Origin of the sequence: Glycomyces niveus, assembly GCF_017592475.1 — a bacterium.
GTDB classification, from domain to species: domain Bacteria; phylum Actinomycetota; class Actinomycetes; order Mycobacteriales; family Micromonosporaceae; genus Glycomyces; species Glycomyces niveus.
Map to the genome: position 1 here is coordinate 1 of NZ_JAGFNP010000013.1, position 19,344 is coordinate 19,344.

Genomic DNA, 19,344 nt, shown 5'->3' on the forward strand with positions numbered 1-19,344 from the left:
CCAGAACGCGGCGACCAACGACGGCGCGGCCGTTGTGCAGTTCAGCGATTGGGGCGGGGCCAACCAGCAGTGGCAGCTCGTCCGCGTCGACGGCGGCGGCGCCGCCTGCGGCCTTCCGTCGACGTACCGCTGGACATCGACCGGCCCCCTGGCGCAACCGAAGGCGGGGTGGGCATCGCTCAAGGACTTCACCGCCGTCGTCCACAACGGCCAGAAGGTCGTCTACGCCACGACGCACGGCGCGTTGCCCTATCCTGACGGCAACTGGGGTCTGATGTCCTTCAGCCCCTTCACGAACTGGTCCGACATGGCCAACGCCACGCAGAACACGATGCCCTTCGGTGCCATCGCACCGACGCTGTTCTACTTCGCCCCGAAGAACATCTGGGTGCTCGCCTACAACGGGGGCGGGCAAGGCACCTTCTCCTACCGCACCTCGAGCGACCCCACCAACCTCAACGGCTGGTCCACGCAGCAGGAGCTGTTCACCGCGTCCCTTCCCCCCACGGACGACGGGAGACCCCGGGGCGGGTACGACGTGACCCTCATCGGCGACGACACGAATATGCACATGTTCTTCGTCGACGGCGAAGGCAGTGTCTACCGGGCCAGTATGCCCCTCGGGAACTTCCCGGGCAGCTTTGGTTCGTCGTACACGGAGATCATGCGCGACACGGCGCTCAACCTGTTCGAGGCGGTCGAGGTCTACAAGGTCCAGGGGCAGAACCAGTACCTCATGATCGTCGAGGCCCAGAACTACACAGGGTTCGGTCGCTACTTCCGCTCGTTCACGGCCACCAGTCTCGACGGCACGTGGACCCCGCAGGCCGGGGCCGAGACCGTGAACAGCCCCTTCGCCGGGAGTGCCAACAGCGGCGCGACCTGGACCCGGGACATCAGTCACGGCGATCTGGTTCGCACCAACCCCGACCAGACCAAGACCATCGACCCCTGCAACCTGCAGTTCCTCTACCAGGGGCGCGACCCCAGCACTGACGGTGGGGAGTACGGCACGCTGCCCTATCGGCCGGGTCTGCTGACCCTGCAACGTTAGCGGCCCTACGCAGGTCCGGCTCGGGTGTTCCTGAGGTAGCGGGCGGGCTCGGTGCGAGAACCGAGCCCGCCCGGATCTGATCACTACGGCCACCTGTCCCGCTGGACCCGAGGCATGGCCGCGCTCGCGGCGGCCTCCGTCGACTGACCGATCCGGGATCGGACCGCGGCGCAGCAGCCAGTCGGTCCGCCCCACCCCTAGCAATGAACCCGCATCTCCATGACCCGACGCATCAGCAAGGTCTGGGGAGCGAACCTCGACTAAGGAGACCAGCATGGCCTGGATGGAAATCCCGAAGAGCCGCAGGCGGATGCTCATCGGCGGCGCCGGCGTGTTCGCCGGTACCGCCGCCGCGACCGCACTCGACCCGTTCACCGCAGCCGCCCAAGCCCAGCAGATGCGTGTCGACGTGTCCGGGTCGACCGGCGCCGCCCAGGCCGGGGAAGCATGGAATCCCGATTCGTCGTATACGACGACGGACACCGGCGACGGCTCCTACACGGTTCCCATGCTGAACTCCGACGTGCCGGATGTCAGTGTCGAGCGCGTCCCCGCCTCGCAGAACGATGAGAGGCGCGACATCTACTACATGGTCAGCACGACGATGCATCTCAGCCCGGGCGCACCGATCATGAAGTCGTACGACCTCGTCAACTGGGAGATCGTGAGCTACGCGTTCGACCGCCTCGACATCAGTGATGCCGCGTCCTTGCGCAACGGCTCGAACTCCTACGGGCAGGGGCAGTGGGCGTCGTCGATCCGCTTCCACGAAGGCACCTTCTACGTGCTCATCAATTCGCTGAACCTCGGCGGCGCCTTCCTCTACCGCACCGACGACATCGAGAACGGAGCGTGGACGAAGACTGCGTTCGGTCGCGGCTTCCACGACCCATCGCTCTTCTTCGACGACGCCAACGGCGGAACGCCGTACATCATCTACGGTGGCGTCAGCGCGGTGCGGCTCAACCCGACGCTGACAGCGGTCGAGCAGGATTTCGCTGACTTCATCCGGCGCAGCGACTACGCAAGCGAGCCGTACGTCGGCAGCGATGGGATCTTCGAGGGCGCCCAAGTGTGGTTTATCGACGGCTATTACTACGTGGTGATGATCACCTGGCGCAGCAACGGTCGACAGGTCGTCATGTTCCGCTCGACCGAACTGCTCGGACGCCTCGCGGACACCCCAGTGGCTTACGAGTCCTATGGAGCGCTGGCCTCGAACGGATTCGCGCAAGGCAGCCTGGTGCCCATCTCGAATGAAGCGGGCGACGACGACTGGTACGGCTTCTTCTTCCGCGACTCGTATCCGGTGGGTCGCATCCCTGCGCTGATCCCGGCGACCTGGAGCGACGGGTGGCCGACCTTCGGCGACAACGGCGTCGTGCCGGTCGACGGCGCCTTCGAGAAGCCGATCAGGCTCACCCCGGAGCAGGAGCGCTTCGAGCGGCTCAAGAGCATCGTCGTGTCCGACGACTTCGACAACGATGCACCGCACCGCGCCTACCAGGACGAGCAGTGGACGCTGCCGACACCGCCCGACATCGATGAGGAACTGGTCGGGGTCGAACTCTTCGGCAATCCCGGCGTCGAGTCCGGCAACACCGAGGGCTGGATCGCCAACGACGGTGCGACGCTCTCGACGACGACGGACGCGCACAGCGGCTCGACGGCTATCGCGGTCACCGGGAGGAGCGCCACGGGATCAGGGCCGGCGCAAGACGTCACCGGCAAGGTGCAGCACGGCGTCACGTACGACATCTCGGCTTGGGTCAAATACGAGAACCCCGCAAGCCCGGCGACCAAGCCGTTCATCATCACCGCCCGGTACGGCGGCGGCAGCACGACCTACGCCAACCTCACGCCCCAGACGGTGGTCCCCCGCGGGACCTGGGGCAAGGTGTCCGGGTCGTTCACGATTCCTGCATCCCAGGCGCTCTCCGACGTGCGCATCTTTATCGAGACTCCCTGGGTGAGCAATCCGTCGACCGACCCCGACACGCACCTCATGGACTACAAGGTCGACGACGTGTCACTCATCGGGAGGGCTGACGCCGTCGAGCTGCCGCATCCCGATGAGATCGCCCCGAACGGGTCGAACCTCGATCTGGCCTGGGAGTGGAACCACACGCCCGACAACCGGTACTGGTCGCTCACCGACCGCGAGGGGTGGTTGCGGTTGACGGCCGGCAAGGTCGTGACCGGTGCGTACACGCACCGCGACTCCGGTGGCGAGCTCACCTGGCTGGAAGAAGCGCGCAACACGCTCTCGCAGCGCTCCTTCGGACCTCGGCAGTCGGCCGAGACGAAGCTTGACTTCTCGGGCATGAACGACGGCGACGTCGCCGGACTAGCTGCATTCGGCCAAGACTTCTCGTATGTCGCGGTCCAGCGCGTGAACGGGGAGAACACGGTGGGGGTCGTCCATCGCGGCCGGCCCTTCACTGCGCCGGTCGACCAAGCGGCGATCGAGAGTTTTCTGCCTGGAGCCACTGCGGAACTCGGGGATGCCACGGAGGTGCACCTCAAGGCGGATCTGGACTTCACCCGGAGCGAGGGGCAGCTCTTCACGACCTTCTATTGCAGTCTGGACGGGATCGATTGGACCCAGCTCGGCAACACCGTCGGACCGCTCGAGTTCGGCGGATCGATCCACTTCATGGGACACCGGGTCGCACTGTTCAACTACGCGACCCAGCAGACCGGCGGCCACGTCGACTTCGACCACTTCCTGCTGAGCGACACCCTGACATCGCAGAACCAGCCGCTCGACAAGGGCGACCTGGAGGCAGCGATCGCGTACGCCGAATCACTGGGCTCGGGGGACTATCCCCCCGAAGCGTGGGCGGCGATGCTCGACGCGCTCGCCGAGGCGCGAACAGTGGCGGCAGGTGTGGTCGGCACGCAGAACCAGATCGATGCCCCCGAGCGAGCGCTCAGCTATGCGCTCGCCCGCCTCGGAACGTTGAAGGGGCCGGACCCCACAGCCTGGTACGTGCTGGTGAACCGCAACAGTGGCAAGGCCCTGGACGTCAGCGGCGTGTCCACTGCAGACGGAGCCCGGCTCCATCAGTGGACCCGCACGAACGCCCAGAACCAGCAGTTCCAGTTCGTGGATGCCGGCGGCGGCTACTACAAGATCAAGGCGCGGCACTCGGGCAAGGTGCTCGACGTGTCCGGCTGGTCGACCGCCGACGGTGCCGGCATCTGCCAGTGGACCGACCACGGCGGGGCCAACCAGCAGTTCCGGCTGGTCGACTCCGGCGGCGGCTACATGCGCTTGATCAACCGCAACAGCAACAAGGCGGTCGAGGTCCAGAACGCGGCGACCAACGCCGGCGCCATCGTCGTGCAGTACAGCGACTGGGGCGGGGCCAACCAGCAATGGCAACTCGTCCGCTGACCTGAGCGGCACGGACTCCGCCGGCCCGGGTCCGGGGCTTTTCGGGCCTCTCAGCCTCTCGCTCCTGATAGGCGTCTTGCCTGGTAGTGGCAGGTTGTGGTCGAGAAGCTTGTAACCCGCCTCCCTTAAGCGGGTTGCACACGAATGCAGGCGCACCTGGCCTCGTCCAGGGCGTCGCCCTCTCCATCCGTAAGCGGACCATCTCGCAGGCCAGCGGCCTGCGTCAGCGGTCCTCCATCTGGGCAGCCCGGACGGTAGCGGTCATTGCGACCGTCTTCGGGCTCCTCCGGGACAAAGTGACTCCCGCTGCGGCGTCACTCGTTGGACGGCTCCGCGAGACCGCGGCGCCCGCCATCGAGCGAGCCGAACGGCTGGTCGCCAAGGTCGTCGACCGATTCGGCATGCGGGTGACCGTCATGGGCGCGGCCACCGCGATCTTCGTCGGTTCCACCAGCGGCACCGCTATGGCCATCGGCAACCTGGACACCGAAGCCGCCGTCCAGGCGCAGACCGGCGTCGCGGCAGCCGAGGCCGCGCTCTCCGAGGAGTCCGCGTCGGCGGCCGCCGAATCGATCGCAGAAGACCAGCGTGCGGCGGCGGCCGCGGCGGCGAAGGAAGCGGCCGAGCCCAAGCCCGTCGGCGGGATCAGCAAGCTCCAGATGGCCAACGCCGCCGCCATCATCGAGGCCGGCGAGGACGAGGGCCTCGACCAGAAGGCCTGGGCGATCGCGTTGGCGACCGCCATGCAGGAGTCCAAGTTCCGGAACTACGCGAATGTCAACGTCGCGGAGTCCTACGACTACGAGTACCAGGCCGAAGGCGCTGACCACGACTCGGTGGGCCTCTTCCAGCAGCGTCCCTCCTCGGGCTGGGGCAGCGTCAAGGAGCTCATGGACCCGAAGACCTCGGCCTCCAAGTTCTACGACTCGCTCAAGAACGTCGACGGCTGGCAGGACATGCCCGTCACCACGGCCGCGCAGACCGTTCAGGTCTCGGCGTTCCCGGACGCCTATGCCCAGTGGGAAGACCTGGCCTGGGACATCATCGGCGCCTACAACGCCCGCTGACGTCTGCGTCGAGACGCGAGCGATTGATCGGCCCCGCCGAGTTCGGCGGGGCCGATCGTCGTCTGCGACACCGTCATCAGGGGCCGATTGCGGCCGGCGTCGGGTTTCAACTGCGATCAAGGGTGTATCCGCAGGTGAGGGGAGGTAGCGTAACCCCTGGGGGTCGAAAGCTCGTGGACAGGACGCGTGGGGTGCAGCATCGGTCGGCAGTGACCGACCTGGACTACGCCGCGCTCTTCGAGGCGACGCCGAGCCCGTGCGCCGTGCTCGGCCCGGACCTGGTGATCGTCGAGGTCAACCGGGCCTACCTCAAAGCCGCCGGCCGCACCCGCGACGACCTGCTCGGGCGGAACATCTTCGACGCCTTCCCCGAGAACCGCGCCGACGCGCAGACCGACGGGATGGCGCAGCTGCGGGCCTCGCTCGCCAGGGTCCTCCAGTCGCGCGAACCGGACACGATGGCGCTCCAGCAGTACGACATCCCCCTCGGCCGGCCCGGCGTGTTCGAAGAGCGCTGGTGGCTGCCGGTCAACACGCCGATCCTCGGCCCGGACCGCGAGGTCAAATGGATCGTCATCCGGGTGGAGGACGTCACCCCGTTCATCAAGACGATCGCCGCAGACAACGGGCCCTCGATCGAGCGGGCCGCGGAGGAGACCGAGCTGTACGCCCGCGCCCTCGAGCTGAACCACCTCAACCAGGAACTGCGGCTGGCCCACATGCGCGAGCACGAAATGACGGTCACCCTGCAGCGGACCATGCTCATGACGCCGGATTTCGAGCACCACGACGACGTCGCGGTCCGCTACCTGCCCGCCGACGACTCCCTGGCCGTCTCGGGCGACTGGTACGACCTGATCGACCTGAAAGGCGGACGCTTCGCGGTGACGATCGGCGACGTCGTCGGCCACGGACTCGAGGCAGCCGCCGTCATGGGCATGCTCCGCAGCGTGCTCAACGCCGCCGTCCGCACCTTGGAGCGGCCCGCCCACGCCCTGGAGGTCCTCGGCCTGTTCGCCCGCTCGATCGAAGGCGCCATGAACACCACCTCCATCAACGCGCTCGTGGACCCCGACAGCCGGCTGATCACCTACAGCAACGAGGGGCACCCGCCACCCGTCCTGCTGCACGCCGACGGCGAATGCGAACTCCTGAACCAGGTCCTCGACCCGCCGCTCGGCGCCCGCCCCCAGCACGTCCCCTGCTCGCAGGCCGGGCACCCCTACCTCCCCGGCGACACGCTCGTGCTCTACACCGACGGGCTGATCGAGCGCCGCGGCGAGGACATCGACGTCGGGCTCGACCGCCTCATCGCGACGCTGCGACGCCACCGCACCCGCGACCCGGAACTCCTCGCCGACGCGCTGATGTCCGAACTCGGCGTGGGCAGCGGCCTCGCCCGCGACGACATCGCCCTCATCGTCGTCGGGCTCTGACCGCTGCTAATCGCGTCGACGTCCCGCAGGCGCCGCGAGCTCGGGATAGGTCACGCCCGGATCGGCGTTCAGGATCGCCTTGAAGTCCTTCGACACCTGGTCGGCCAGGACCTCCAGCGCGCCCGACTCGATACCGTCCAGCCCGGCGCGGACCACGTCCGCAGGGTCGGCCTTCACCGCCGGAATGTCCTTGAGCATGTCCGTGTCGACCCCGCCCACATGCAGCCCGGTCACCTGCGTCCCCTGCGCGGCCAGCTCGAGCCGCGCCCCGTTCGTGAGACTCCACGACGCCGCCTTCGCCGCCGAATACGCGTGGCCGAGACCCGCCGAACGCCACGAGAGCACCGACAGGATGTTCAGCATCGCGCCGCCGCCGTTCGAGCCGAGCACGGGCGCGAAGGCGCGCACCATGTTCAGCGTCCCGAAGTAGTTCGTCTCCATCTCGCTGCGGATCGCGTCCTCCGAGCCGGAGACCAGGTTCGCGAACGTCGCGATCCCCGCATTGTTGACCACCAGCGTCGCGTCGGAAGCGACCGCCGCGGCCGCCGCGACCGAAGCGCGGTCGGTGATGTCGAGCGGCACGACCTCCACACCGGGAATATCGACCCCCTCGACGCGCCGGACCCCGGCATAGACCTTGGCCGCGCCGCGTTCTAGGAGTTGCCGCGCGAAATGGCGGCCCATGCCGCGGTTGGCGCCGGTGACGATTGCGATCGATCCTTTGATGTCCATGCGGTCGACGCTAAGACCTCACGCCAGCGTCAGAGGCAAGGAGCCGTGGCCGAAGCCACAACAACGATGGAGAGGATGCGGATGCGCATCGGGGAACTGGCCGAAGCGACCGGCGCGACCGTGCGCGCCCTCAGGTACTACGAGGAGCAGGGCCTCCTGCATCCCGAACGCACCGCGAGCGGGCAGCGCGTCTACACCGACGACGCGGTGGCGCAGGTGCACTGGATCCGCGCGCTCCTCGCGACGGGCCTGCCCAGTAGGGCGATCGCCAAACTCCGCCGCTGCAACAGCGTCGACGAGGTCACGCCCGAGCAGCGCGCGGTCCTCCACGCCGAGCACGCCCGCATCGAGGCCGAGTACCAGGCCGCGGCGGCGGTCAGGGACCGGTTCGCGGCCGTGCTCGCGTTCATCGACGAGCCGCCCGTCCGCTGAGCCGCAGCGTTGCGCACGGTGTGCGCTAGGGTGTGGCGCATGAGTGAGGCGATTCCGTCGGTGTGGGTGCGCGAGGCGAAGGCGCCTGGTCTGAGCCGGGACCGGATCGTCACCGCGGCATTGGAGCTGCTGGACGCAGAAGGCCTGGGCGCGTTGAGCATGCGCTCCCTGGGAAAGCGGCTCGACGCGGGCGCGACCTCGATGTACCGGCATGTGGCGAACAAGGACGAGCTCATTGAGCTGGTCGTCGACGAGGTGTACGGCGAGGTCGCGGTGCCGGGCGCCGAGGAGCCGTGGCGCGAGGGGGTCGCGGCCGCGGCCGGGAGCCTGCGGGCGATGGCGCTGCGGCACCCGTGGGTCGCCGGTGTGCTCGGGCAGGTCGGTCTCGCGTACCTGGGGCCGAACCTGGCGGCGGTGTCGGAGCGGATGCAGGCGCTGTTCCTGGCGGCGGGGCTGCGTGACCTGGAGGCGCAGCAGGCGATGGCCGCTGTGACGTCCTATGTGGTCGGCACGGTGACGAGTGAGACGGCCTGGCTCGCGCTGGTCGCCCGCAGCGGGCGGACCGAGCAGGAGCTCGTCGGTGATCTGCAAGCCTCGCAAGCGCATCTGAACGAGACGCCCGCCGCGCGGGAGTACGTCGACCCGGCCGCGTTCCGCGAGGACGGGTTCGCGTTCGGTCTCGCGCTGATCCTGGACGGGCTCGAAACCCGTTTGCGACAGGGCTGACCAGGGAAGACACGATGAGGGCGGTGCCGACGGCGCCGCCCTTCCCTGTTGCCCCACAAGGAAACCGCGAGGGGGGCTTGCCAGCGCCGCATCCGTATGAGTACAGTGTTCGCATGACGCGCACAGTGTGCGCAGCGAAGACTGAGGAGCGATCATGACCGACACCGCCACCCCCGAAACGCCCCGCGCGGCACGCAAAGCAGGACGGCCCGCCCGGATCCTGCGCGGACTACTGCGCGCGAGCGCCTGGACCGTCGCGGTCCTGGTGCTGCTCATGGCAATCGCCTTCTTCGGCGCGCCGCTGCCGCTGGGGCCGCTCGAAGACACCGCCAGCGTCATCGCGATGCTCGTGCCCTGGACGACCGGGCTCCTCCTCGCCTTCACCGCGATCCTTGCCGCCGCCGCGGTCCTCGCCCGGCGCCGACGGAGGCTCGCAACGGTCGCGGGCATCGCCGGCCTCGCCGCCCTCGGCATGATCGCGACCCCCTGGGCCGCAACCGCTCGCGAGACCGACGTGAACTGGAGCGCATACTTCGCCGCCGCTCCCGCACCCCAGCCGGACGCGACCGACACCTACGCCTCGATCGACGGCCACGACCTCAAAGTCGACGTCTACCTGCCCGAGACCGCCGAACCCGCCCCCGCCGTCGTCTACGTCCACGGCGGCGGCTGGTCCGGCGGCTCCCGGAGCGAAAGCGCCCCTTGGCAGCAGTGGCTCAGCGACCAGGGCTACGCGGTCTTCTCCATCGACTACCGCCTCGCCCCCACACCCCGCTGGGAGGACGCCGTCGGCGACGTCAAATGCGCCCTCGGCTGGGTCCGCGCGAACGCCTCCGAGTACGGCGCCGACGCCGGAAACGTGTCCATCGCGGGTGACTCCGCGGGCGGGCATCTGTCCATGATGGCCGCTTACACCGTCGGCGACCCCGCGCTCGCCCCCTCCTGCGCCGTCGACGAGGCACCCGTCGCGTCCGTCATGAGCTGGTTCGCCCCCACCGACCTCGCCTCCCTCGAAACCGACTCCGACATGCCCGACAGCGCCCGCGGCTACCTCACCGAGTTCCTCGGCGCCGGACTCGCCGAAGAGCCGAGCCGGTACGAGGCCGCCTCGCCCCTCACCTACGCCCGCCCCGGCCTGCCGCCGACCATGATCGTCCAGGGCGGCGCCGACCGGCTCGTGCCGCTGGAGCAGGGCGAGGCGCTGGCCGCCTCCCTCGAGCGGGCGGGCGTGCCCGTCGCGACGCTCGACCTGCCCTGGGCGCACCACGGCTTCACCGGCCAGTGGGGTTCGTGGGCCTCGCAGGCGCTGCGGCCGGCGGTCGTCGACTTCCTTGCCGAACATGCGCACTGACCCTGGGGCACCCGCACGGCACAATGGGTCGATGCGCACCATCGGGTTGATCGGCGGGATGTCCTGGGAGTCCTCCGCCGAGTACTACCGGCTCATCAACGAGGACGTCAGGGCCCGCCTCGGCGGGCAGCACAACGCCCGCAGCCTGATGGCGACGGTCGACTTCGGCGAGATCGAGGCGATGCAGCGGGCGGGGGACTGGGACGGCGCGGGGAAGGTCCTCGCCGAGGCGGCGGCGGTGCTCGAGCGCGGCGGTGCCGACTTCATCGGCTTGTGCACCAACACGATGCACCGGGTGGCGGACCGGATCGAGGCGGCGGTCGCGGTGCCGTTCGTCCACTTGGTCGACGCGACCGCGGACCGCATCCGGGCGGCCGGGATCGACCGGGTCGGCCTGCTCGCCACCAGGTTCACCATGGAGATGGGCTTCTACGCCGAACGCATGGCGCGCCACGGGATCGAGGTCGCCGTGCCACCGGCCAAGGACCGCGCGGTCGTCCACGAGGTCATCTACGGCGAACTGACGCTCGGCGTGGTGACCGACGCGTCCCGAGACGCCTACCGCCGCATCATGGCCGACCTGGCCGCAAGCGGCTGCGGGGGCATGATCTACGGCTGCACCGAGATCACGCTGCTGGTCGACGAGACCGACACGACCGTGCCGGTCTTCGACTCGACCCGCATCCACGCCGAGCGCCTCGTCGACCTCGCCCTGGCTTGAGCCCGGCTCGCTGACGGCCGCGCCGATCGGTGCTCCCGCTCGTGCGGTGCCGGCCGATCCGGCGTGTCGAGACTGGAGCGCGCTAATGCGAAAAGTTTCTGCAATCGGTTGCATTCGAGGTATTGACCACGGGAAAGCCCTTTCCTTAAACTCATTGAAATATTTCGATCTCTACTCAATGAGGGAGAGCTCCCAGATGAGACGAACAGTCGCACGTAGACTCGCCGCGGTGCTGGCCACCGCGGCCGTGGTCGCCGCGGGGGTCGTACTGTCGATCACCCACGCCACCGCGGCAACCGGCGGCGTCACCGGGTACGCGACCCAGAACGGCGGCACGACCGGCGGCGCCGGCGGCGCCACCGTCAGGGCCACCACCGGCACGCAGATCAACCAGGCCCTGTGCAACCGCGCCAGCACGAGCACGCCGATCATCATCCAGGTCGAGGGCACCATCAACCACGGCAACACCGCGGACGTCTCGGGCACCAGCTGCGACGTCGGCAATACGCTGATCGACCTCAAGGGCGTCAGCAACGTGACGATCGTGGGCGTGGGCGCCGGTGCCGTCTTCGACCAGATCGGCATCCACATCCGCGAGTCCAGCAACATCATCATCCAGAACGTCACGGTCAAGAACGTCAAGAAGTCCGGCTCGCCCACCTCCAACGGCGGCGACGCGATCGGCATGGAGTCGGGCGTGCGCAACGTCTGGGTCGACCACACCACCCTCGAAGCCTCCGGCGGGGAGGCCGAGGGCTACGACGGCCTGTTCGACATGAAGAACGACACCAAGTACGTGACGCTCTCGTACAGCATCCTGCGCAACTCCGAGCGCGGCGGCCTGGTGGGCTCCAGCGAGACCGACCTGACGAACAGCTTCATCACCTACCACCACAACCTGTACCAGAACCTGAACTCGCGGGTGCCGCTGCTGCGCGGCGGTACCGCGCACATCTACAACAACCACTACTCAGGGATCGTCGAGTCGGGCATCAACTCCCGCGCCGGCGGCAAGGCCAAAGTGGACAACAACTACTTCGAGGACTCCAAGGACGTCCTCGGCACCTTCTACACCAGCGAGCGCGGCACCTGGCAGACCAGCGGGAACATCCTCGACAACGTGACCTGGTCGGCCACCGGCACCGACAACTACCCGGCCGGGCCGAGCATGCCGTCGACCACCACGATCAGCGTCCCGTACAGCTACCAGCTCGACAACGCCTCGTGCGTCCCTAGTGTCGTGGCGAAGACGGCGGGCGCGAACAAGGGCAACCAGGTCTCGGACGGCAGCTGCAACGCGCAGACGCCCTCGCAGAGCCCTTCGCAGACGCCGTCGCAGAACCCGACCACGCCGACCACCGGCCCGACTGACCCCGGCACGTCCATCCCTCCGGGAGGGACCAACCTCAGTCTCGGGGCCGGCGCCGACGGCTCCAGCAAGGCCAGCGGGACCAGCTACGGCAACGTCATCGACGGCTCGATGAGCACCTACTGGTCGCCGAGCGGCACGACCGGGCGCGTCTCGGTGAAGTGGACGAGCGCGAAGACGGTCGACACGGTGCACATCCGCGAAGCCGCGGGCGCTGAAGGCAACATCGACGACTGGCAGGTCGTGAACAACGACACCGGCGCGGTGCTCGCCTCCGGGACCGGCGCGGGGGTGATCTCCTTCACCGCGGTCGCCACGACGAAGATCAACTTCGTGGTCACGAGCGCGAGCGGCACGCCAAGAGTCGCCGAATTCGAGGTCTACGCCTAGTCGCGTCGCCCCGCGCGGCCTCCGGGCCGCGCGGGGTGGCCCGACCCACCCTTCCAGCATTGGCCTCGTGACCTGCGGATTTGATACAGTCGCCGGAGTGCTCGCGGGGCTTTCCGTGCAGCGCGGATTCGGGGGAACGGTGAACCAGGACGAGCTCGACGCGCTGCCGCTCGCGGGGCGCGCCCGCTACGCCGTGCTCGGCGTCCTCCAGGAGGCCCAGCGCACCCGCATCGACTGGGTCGACGCCGCCTCCGACCTCGAAGCCGCCTCCGCCGACCCCGGCTGGCCCGCGGCCCTCGCCGGCGTCTTCGACGAACTCGGCGGCGACGCGGCCCTGCGCGCGTGGGAATGGGGCTGGATGCCCCGGGAAGCCTTGAGCGCCTTGCGGAAGTCGCTGAGCAATGAAGCAGTGCGAGCCGGCGCGATCATGATGCGCGGCCAACTCACCCGCTACCAGGACCACCAACTCAGCGACCGCTGGCGGGCCCACCGCGACGAACTCGCGGACACGGCCCCCTTCGCGGGCATGGCGAAAGCGAGCAGCGGCCTGGGCCGCTGGGACCGCATCGTCCTCTGGGGAGCGACCCTCGAAGTCCTCCAGTTCCTCAACGCCCTCCCCAAGATCCCCAAGGTCGAACCGCTCCCGGGCGACCTCCTCATCACCCACGGCATCGGCATCGCCGAGTCCTCCCGCGTCTACGAGAAGATCCGCGCCCTCCTCGCCAAAGCCGAGTCCACCGACTCCGACGCCGAAGCCGAGGCCTTCACCGCCAAAGCGCAGCAGCTCATCGCCCGCCACAGCATCAACGAAGCGCTCCTTTCAGAAGCAGGCCAAGGCAAACGCGACCCCGAAGCCCTCCGGGTCCTCATCGAGCGCCCCTACGAGCAGCCCAAATCCGAACTTCTCGCCCAGATCGCCGACGCCAACCACTGCCGCTCCGTCTACTGGCCCGAGGGCGGCTTCACCACCGTCATCGGCGACCGCGCCGACCTCCGCTCGGTCGAACTCCTCTTCAACTCCCTCCTCGTCCAAGCCACGGCCGCCATGACCCGCGTCGGCTCCATCGCCGCCAAGCGCGGCAAATCCCAGACCCGCTCCTTCCGCCAGTCCTTCCTCGCCTCCTTCGCCATGCGCATCGGCGAACGCCTCCGCGAATCCGCCGCTGACACCGAACGCGAATACACCGCCGCCACCGGCACCGACCTCGTCCCGGTCATGCGCCAACGCGACGAACGCGTCGACGCCCGCACCACCGAGCTCTTCCCCCGCCTCAAACTCGGCCGCGGCACCCGCATCACCAACTACGAAGGCCACATCGCCGGCCTCGAAGCCGCCGACAAAGCCCGCCTCACCGCCCCCGAACCCATCACCCGCCGCTAAAGGTCTCGGGTCACACCAGCCGCTCGGCGACTTCGAGATGCTCACGGCCCCAAGCCGCCCCGAACTCGAGCACGTACAGTCCGGTCGCCACGCGCTCGAGAAAACCCCACTCCCAGATGGCGTCGCCGTGGAGGCCGCTGTGTTCGGCGAGCAGGCCGCACCGGCGCCGGACCAGTGACCGGGTCGAGCCCTGGAGGAACTCCCTAGTCCAATCCCGCAGCACGACGCCGAGGTCGTAGGCCGGTTCGGCGACGAACGCCTCGGGATCGACGAAGACGAAGCCCGACGCCGCGCCCGCGCGCGGCGAGCGCACCCGCATCGCGTTGCCTGCGTGCGGGTCGCCGTGAACGGCCACGCACCGGTCCTCGCGGTACGCGGCGGCGCGGCGCTCGGCATAGCGCAGTGCCGTATCGACCACCTCCCTGGAACAGGGCCGATCCAGTCCCCTCCAAGCACGGTCGATCAAACCAGCCAAGTCCCGCGCCTTGGAAGCCCCGGTCTGCGCCGGAACGGTCCCGGGCAACTCGACCTCCCATGCCTGCCGAAGCGTCGCGCAGACGGTCGTGACGACTTGCTCTGGCGCCCAACCGAGCTGACCCATCGACGGACCCAAAGCCTCCATCAGCATCGCGTTCCGACCCGGATCGGCGGCGAGCAGCCGCGCATAGCCGCGCCCGGCGGCCTGTTCGAGTCGCTGGATCTCATGAGCCGCCCAAAAGTGGGGCAACGCCAGTTTTAGCACGGCCTCACGACCGTCGGCCGTTCGCGCATGCGCCACATAGGAGGAGGTGCCTCCGGTGATCGGTCCGCCGACCGTGATCGACCACTGCTGCTCCATCTCGGCGATGAGGTCGTCCAGCCCTGCCAGCCAGGCCAGGCCGGGCTCCCCGAACGACTCGGCTTTAGCGCGGACGAGCGGCGGCACCGCCACGGGAGCGTGTTCCATCGGGTTGATGCTGGCCCAGGGCGCGCCGCCGGTCAAGCAAGTTGCCAAGCGCTGCGACAAAAACCCCCCGGCGCTCAGCGCCGGGGGCCGTCTCGCCTAGAGCCGGTGCATTGGCCGTTGCCTTCGGTTCGCGTGCAGGAGGTCGCAGTGGTCGAGGCGCCAGCCGTGTCGTGTGGCGCGGAAGGTGAAGGTCATCGCCTGGTGCGCGGTGCCGTTCTCGACCATCGCGACGATCTCGGCGGTGTCCAGCGTCGGGCAGTCGGCCCGCACCACCCGCACCTGCTTGAACCGCGCCGGCACCCGCCGCTGCACCCTCGTGAACGCCAGCCACCCGGCGTTAGTGGCGAGCAGGCGGGCCTCGGCGGCCGACTTGCGGCCGGTGAGGACGTTCAGGAAGAAGGTCGAGTAGGAGATGGCCTGACGCGGCGAAAGTCGCATGGTCCCAACGGGGAAGTCCTTGGGGCACATAGTGTTTCCTCCATAATTCGATCGGTGGGATCGGATTCAGGAGAGAATCTATGCATCACTTTAGGTGAAGTCAACAACACGATTCGTGATTGCGGGTCGTTGCGGGCCGCCGAATTGTAGGGTCCGCACGATTTCCACCGGCGAAGCGCCGCCACGTAAACGACAAGCACGCGGCGGTTAGAAAGGCGCTATTGACGATCCCTACAAAAATCAGGAATATCGCGCCGACCCGCCCGGGCCTGTCGCCTATCGCTGAAAAAGGCCGGTCCGGCGAACGCCGGACCGGCCCTTTCTCTGGGAGGTGAATCAGCCCTTGATAGCGCCGGTGAGGACGCCGGAGGTGAAGTAGCGCTGGAGGAACGGATAGACGATCAGGATCGGGAGCGTCGCCAGGACGATCACCGCCATCTGGAGGGTGACGCCGGGCGGCGGGGGCTGATCGGGGGAGACCACTGCGCCCGGGATGGCGACGCCCGCCAGGACGTACTGCTGGAGCACGACCTGGATGGGCCACTTCTCGGCGTCGTTGATGTACAGCAGGGCGTTGAAGTAGGTGTTCCAGTAGCCGACCGCGTAGAACAGGCCCATCACGGCGAGCACCGGCTTCGACAGCGGCAGCACGATCTGGAGGAAGATCCGCCACTCGCCGGCCCCGTCGATCCGCGCGGCCTCGATCAGCTCTTCGGGCAGTCCTTGGAAGAAGTTCCTGATGACGATCATGTTGAACGCCGAGATGAGACCCGGGATGATCAACGACCAGGTCGAGTCCAGGAGCCCGAGGTACTTGATGAGCATGAAGTTCGGGATGATCCCCGCCCCGAAGAACATGGTCGCGAGGACCATGATCAGCACCGCCTTGGCGCCCGGGACCTGGCGAGTGCGGGCCAGGCCCCAGGCGAGCATCGAGGTCGCGGCAAGGGACAGCAGCGTGCCGACGACCGTGATGAACAGCGAGTTCAGCAGACCCTGGGTGACCGTGCCGCCGTTGAAGATCGCGCGGTACGCGTCCAGCGAGAACTCGGTCGGGAACACCACTCCGGCGCGGGCCTGGGACGGGGCGGCGAAGCTCATCGCGATGACGTAGACCAGCGGGTAGATCATGGTGATCACGATCAGCACGATCACGATCGCCTTGACCGCCCGGACCCAGATCGAGGGCGGGCTCATCCACGGCGGGATGCCGGTGCGCCCCTTGGCGAGTGTCATCATCAGAAGATCCCCTCTCCACCCATGCGCTTCGCGAGGCGGTTCGCCGAGAGCACCAGAACGGTGCCGATGACGCCCTTGAGCAGGCCCGCCGCAGTCGCGACCCCCCACTGGCCGCCGAGCACGCCGCGGAAGTAGACGAACGTGTCCAGCACCTGCGCGGCTTCGGCACCGACCATGGGCTGCTGCAGCAAGAGCTGTTCGAAGCCGACCGTGAGGATCGACCCGATGTTGAGGATGAGCAGGAGCGTCGCGACCGGGACCAGCGCCGGCAACGTGATGTGCCAGGTGCGCTGCCACGGCGTCGCGCCGTCGATCGCCGCCGCCTCGTAACGGTCGGACGGAATGCCCGCGATCGCCGCGAAGAAGATGATCGTGCCCCAACCGACGTCCTTCCACATGCCCTGGGCCACAACAAGAAGCTTGAAGGTGTCGGCGTTCGTCATCGCGTCGAACCCCGGCATCCCCATCCCGTCGAGGACACCCGCGACGAGACCGCCGCCACCGAGGACCTGCTGCCACACCGAGATCACGATGACCCACGACAGGAAGTGCGGCAGATAGACGATCGTCTGCACGAACCGCTTCACCTTGTCGGAGAGCAGCGAGTTGAGCAGCAGCGCGAGCGCGATCGGGGCCGGGAACGCGAAGACCAGCTGCAACACCGCGATGATGAGCGTGTTGCGCAGGGCCTGCAGGATTTCCGGATCGGTCCAGATCGCGTTGAAGTTCGCGAAGCCCACCCACGGCGAGCCCTCGATCCCGCGGAACGGCGAGTACTCCTGGAACGCGATCACGTTGCCCGCCATGGGCACATACGCGAACACCAGGAAGAACAGCGCCCCGGGGACGATGAACGTGTAGGACCAGCGCTCGCGCCAGACGCGCTGACGCAGTGTGGTCTTGCGCTTGGGCGCGGAAGGCCCCGAGGCCCGCGCGGTGCGGGTCTCGGGGCGTGCGGCGGTTTTCACGCTCACTTGCCGGCGTCCTTGAGGGCCTGGGTGTACTCGTCCTTGACCTGCGTGCCGCCCTGCGACATGTAGTTGGAGACGAACGACTCCAGGTCGTCGATGCTCTCGCGGCCGGTGATGACCCCGCTCTCGAAGTCCGTCCACAGCTGCTTGAGCTGCGCGCCCTTCGTGATGAACGTGGGGGACGCGCCTTCGAGGCCTTCGAGCGGGCGCACGATGGAGTTCTGCGCCATGGACTCCATGACCGCGACGAACGAGTCCGCCCAGGGAGCGGCGTTCGGGTGGATCCGGTACGAGTTGTCACCGGACGTGACCCCGACGTACTGGACGCCCATCTCAGGCAGGTTGTCGGCGTTGGGGATCGGGATGCCGTGCTCGTCGAAGTCGAAGTTGCGGCCCTCGATGCCCGAGTTGACGAACAGGTGCTCCTCCGATCCGTACGGGGCCGAGAAGTAGTCCAGGACGTTGAGGATCTGGGTCAAGCGCTCCTCGTCCTCGGCCGCCGCGGCCGAAACGCAGGTCGAGCGGCCGTAGGGCACGTTGCGCACCACGAGCTGGGCGGAGCCGTCGAAGCCGGGCATGTCGAAGAAGTCGAACTTCGCGCCGGGCAGGTCCGCCTCCCACTGCGACAGGCCGGCCGCGCCGATCGCCCCGCCGACCGCGTCGTAGCGGATCGCGGCGCCGGAGACGATGTCGGTCGGGGTGGGGGACATGGAGACCGGGTCGAAGATGCCCTCGGCCCAGGCGCGGGCGAGCCATTCGAGCATGAGCTTGTAGTTCTCGGTCTGGGTGATGTGGACCAGGTCGCCGTCGGCGTTGTGCTGCCATTCGGGGCCGGTCTTGAACAGCCGCTGGAACATCGACGCGGTCCCGGGGTGGGCGTCGTACTTGTTGAGCCCGTACACCTTCTGGCCGCCGGGGCCCGTGCCGAGCGCGGAGACCTCCTTGAGCATGGTGAACAGCTGCTCGGCGTCCTTCGGCGAGCGTCCGATGGAGGTCTGGTCGACCAGGTCGGCGCGCATCACCGGCAGGTTCGTGAGCGCCCAGACGGTCGAGGGGATCTGGTAGATGCGGCCGTCCTTGAGGCTGGCCTTCCAGATCTCCTCTTTACGTGCTGCCAGGTTGGGCCATTTCAGGATGTTGTCGCCCGACAGCGTCTCGGAGAGGTCGGCGAACGCGCCGTCGCGGATGCCCTGCAGGTTCACCGCCGACTGGTCGTTCACGAAGACCAGGTCCGGGACCTCGCCTGAAGCGAGCATCGTGGCGAACTTCTGGTCGAACACCGGCTGCGGCACGAACTGCGGCTCGAAGCTCACGCCGAGGCGGGCGTTGAGCTCCTGCCAGTACGGGTTCTCGTCCAAGGGCTTCGAGGGGTCGCCCCAGGTGAGCTGGAAGCTCGTGACCGTCCCGCCGGAGGCGGGCTCGCGGTTGACGGACTTGAAGTACGTCTGCACCTGCTCGGTGTAGACGTCCTCCATGCCCTCGGTCTCGGTGGCGTAGAACGGCTGCACGTCGAGCTCGGGCGCGGGCTGGAACGTGGGCAGGTCGTAGTCGCCGCCGGCGCTGCCGCCGACGTTCTCCGAGCAACCGGCGGCGGTCGCGCCGACCGCGGCAGCGGCTCCGGCGGCGCCGACCGCGCCGAGGAACTTGCGGCGAGTGAAATCGACCATGAGGGGCCTCCTTAAATCAACGTT

Annotated in this window: 15 protein-coding genes and 2 pseudogenes; 11 read left to right on the plus strand and 6 right to left on the minus strand. The window is 68.2% G+C overall.

Features of this window, described 5'->3' with window-relative positions; all coding sequences use genetic code 11:
* From J5V16_RS19860 to J5V16_RS19875, 5 genes and pseudogenes are all read left to right on the plus strand, one after another.
* Positions 1–1,054 (plus strand): non-reducing end alpha-L-arabinofuranosidase family hydrolase (locus tag J5V16_RS19860; protein ID WP_208498724.1); only part of this gene is annotated, 1,054 nt, incomplete at its 5' end.
* Between the two features lie 508 nt (positions 1,055–1,562).
* Positions 1,563–3,770 (plus strand): annotated as a pseudogene (locus tag J5V16_RS19865) (beta-xylosidase family glycoside hydrolase); the annotation flags it as partial.
* Positions 3,771–3,902: 132 nt separating this feature from the next.
* A pseudogene (locus tag J5V16_RS25895) lies at positions 3,903–4,451 on the plus strand (RICIN domain-containing protein); the annotation flags it as partial.
* A gap of 137 nt (positions 4,452–4,588) precedes the next feature.
* A complete protein-coding gene (locus J5V16_RS19870; RefSeq protein ID WP_208498726.1) occupies positions 4,589–5,521 on the plus strand; it encodes a hypothetical protein in 933 nt (310 codons plus the stop codon).
* A gap of 209 nt (positions 5,522–5,730) precedes the next feature.
* Positions 5,731–6,957 (plus strand): PP2C family protein-serine/threonine phosphatase, encoded by a 1,227-nt coding sequence (locus J5V16_RS19875; protein ID WP_208498727.1) that lies wholly within the window; start codon positions 5,731–5,733, stop codon positions 6,955–6,957.
* Positions 6,958–6,963: 6 nt separating this feature from the next.
* On the opposite strand, the gene J5V16_RS19880 is transcribed toward J5V16_RS19875, so the two are convergent.
* Positions 6,964–7,689, minus strand: a complete 726-nt coding sequence (locus J5V16_RS19880) for an SDR family oxidoreductase (protein WP_208498728.1) — start codon at positions 7,687–7,689, stop codon at positions 6,964–6,966.
* Between the two features lie 75 nt (positions 7,690–7,764).
* Between J5V16_RS19880 and J5V16_RS19885 the strand changes: the two genes are divergently transcribed.
* The 6 genes from J5V16_RS19885 to J5V16_RS19910 all read left to right on the plus strand — a co-directional run bounded on the left by J5V16_RS19885 (position 7,765) and on the right by J5V16_RS19910 (position 14,059).
* Complete coding sequence (locus tag J5V16_RS19885) at positions 7,765–8,121, plus strand: MerR family transcriptional regulator (RefSeq protein ID WP_243901488.1); 357 nt, start codon at positions 7,765–7,767, stop codon at positions 8,119–8,121.
* Positions 8,122–8,160: 39 nt separating this feature from the next.
* A complete protein-coding gene (locus J5V16_RS19890; RefSeq protein ID WP_208498729.1) occupies positions 8,161–8,847 on the plus strand; it encodes a TetR/AcrR family transcriptional regulator in 687 nt (228 codons plus the stop codon).
* A gap of 154 nt (positions 8,848–9,001) precedes the next feature.
* A complete protein-coding gene (locus J5V16_RS19895; RefSeq protein WP_208498730.1) occupies positions 9,002–10,198 on the plus strand; it encodes an alpha/beta hydrolase in 1,197 nt (398 codons plus the stop codon).
* A gap of 31 nt (positions 10,199–10,229) precedes the next feature.
* Positions 10,230–10,919, plus strand: a complete 690-nt coding sequence (locus tag J5V16_RS19900; RefSeq protein WP_208498731.1) for an aspartate/glutamate racemase family protein — start codon at positions 10,230–10,232, stop codon at positions 10,917–10,919.
* A 196-nt stretch (positions 10,920–11,115) separates the two neighbouring features.
* Positions 11,116–12,678: a pectate lyase family protein gene (locus tag J5V16_RS19905; protein ID WP_208498732.1), complete on the plus strand. Its 1,563-nt coding sequence runs from the start codon at positions 11,116–11,118 to the stop codon at positions 12,676–12,678.
* Positions 12,679–12,775: 97 nt separating this feature from the next.
* The gene (locus tag J5V16_RS19910; protein ID WP_208498733.1) at positions 12,776–14,059 is read left to right on the plus strand and encodes a DUF2786 domain-containing protein; all 1,284 of its coding nucleotides are present in this window, start codon (positions 12,776–12,778) and stop codon (positions 14,057–14,059) included.
* Positions 14,060–14,069: 10 nt separating this feature from the next.
* Here J5V16_RS19910 and J5V16_RS19915 read toward each other — a convergent pair whose 3' ends face one another.
* The 5 genes from J5V16_RS19915 to J5V16_RS19935 form a co-directional block, all read right to left on the minus strand.
* On the minus strand, positions 14,070–15,005 hold the full coding sequence (locus tag J5V16_RS19915; protein ID WP_208498734.1) for an aminoglycoside phosphotransferase family protein: 936 nt from the start codon (positions 15,003–15,005) through the stop codon (positions 14,070–14,072).
* 96 nt (positions 15,006–15,101) lie between these two features.
* Complete coding sequence (locus J5V16_RS19920) at positions 15,102–15,443, minus strand: hypothetical protein (RefSeq protein ID WP_208498735.1); 342 nt, start codon at positions 15,441–15,443, stop codon at positions 15,102–15,104.
* A gap of 336 nt (positions 15,444–15,779) precedes the next feature.
* Positions 15,780–16,679: a carbohydrate ABC transporter permease gene (locus J5V16_RS19925; protein WP_208498736.1), complete on the minus strand. Its 900-nt coding sequence runs from the start codon at positions 16,677–16,679 to the stop codon at positions 15,780–15,782.
* A 2-nt stretch (positions 16,680–16,681) separates the two neighbouring features.
* Complete coding sequence (locus tag J5V16_RS19930) at positions 16,682–17,656, minus strand: ABC transporter permease (protein ID WP_208498737.1); 975 nt, start codon at positions 17,654–17,656, stop codon at positions 16,682–16,684.
* Entirely contained in the window at positions 17,653–19,320 is a 1,668-nt protein-coding gene (locus J5V16_RS19935; RefSeq protein WP_208498738.1) for a twin-arginine translocation signal domain-containing protein, read from the minus strand. The genes J5V16_RS19930 and J5V16_RS19935 overlap by 4 nt, the downstream gene beginning before the upstream one ends.
* Positions 19,321–19,344: the final 24 nt, after the last annotated feature.

What these genes read in the sequence shown, in the direction of transcription:
- J5V16_RS19880 (WP_208498728.1), bottom strand. Translation starts at nt 7,689, where the DNA reads ATGGACATCAAAGGATCGATCGCAATCGTCACCGGCGCCAACCGCGGC.
- J5V16_RS19885 (WP_243901488.1), top strand. Translation starts at nt 7,765, where the DNA reads ATGCGGATGCGCATCGGGGAACTGGCCGAAGCGACCGGCGCGACCGTG.
- J5V16_RS19890 (WP_208498729.1), top strand. Translation starts at nt 8,161, where the DNA reads ATGAGTGAGGCGATTCCGTCGGTGTGGGTGCGCGAGGCGAAGGCGCCT.
- J5V16_RS19895 (WP_208498730.1), top strand. Translation starts at nt 9,002, where the DNA reads ATGACCGACACCGCCACCCCCGAAACGCCCCGCGCGGCACGCAAAGCA.
- J5V16_RS19900 (WP_208498731.1), top strand. Translation starts at nt 10,230, where the DNA reads ATGCGCACCATCGGGTTGATCGGCGGGATGTCCTGGGAGTCCTCCGCC.
- J5V16_RS19905 (WP_208498732.1), top strand. Translation starts at nt 11,116, where the DNA reads ATGAGACGAACAGTCGCACGTAGACTCGCCGCGGTGCTGGCCACCGCG.
- J5V16_RS19915 (WP_208498734.1), bottom strand. Translation starts at nt 15,005, where the DNA reads ATGGAACACGCTCCCGTGGCGGTGCCGCCGCTCGTCCGCGCTAAAGCC.
- J5V16_RS19920 (WP_208498735.1), bottom strand. Translation starts at nt 15,443, where the DNA reads ATGCGACTTTCGCCGCGTCAGGCCATCTCCTACTCGACCTTCTTCCTG.
- J5V16_RS19925 (WP_208498736.1), bottom strand. Translation starts at nt 16,679, where the DNA reads ATGACACTCGCCAAGGGGCGCACCGGCATCCCGCCGTGGATGAGCCCG.
- J5V16_RS19935 (WP_208498738.1), bottom strand. Translation starts at nt 19,320, where the DNA reads ATGGTCGATTTCACTCGCCGCAAGTTCCTCGGCGCGGTCGGCGCCGCC.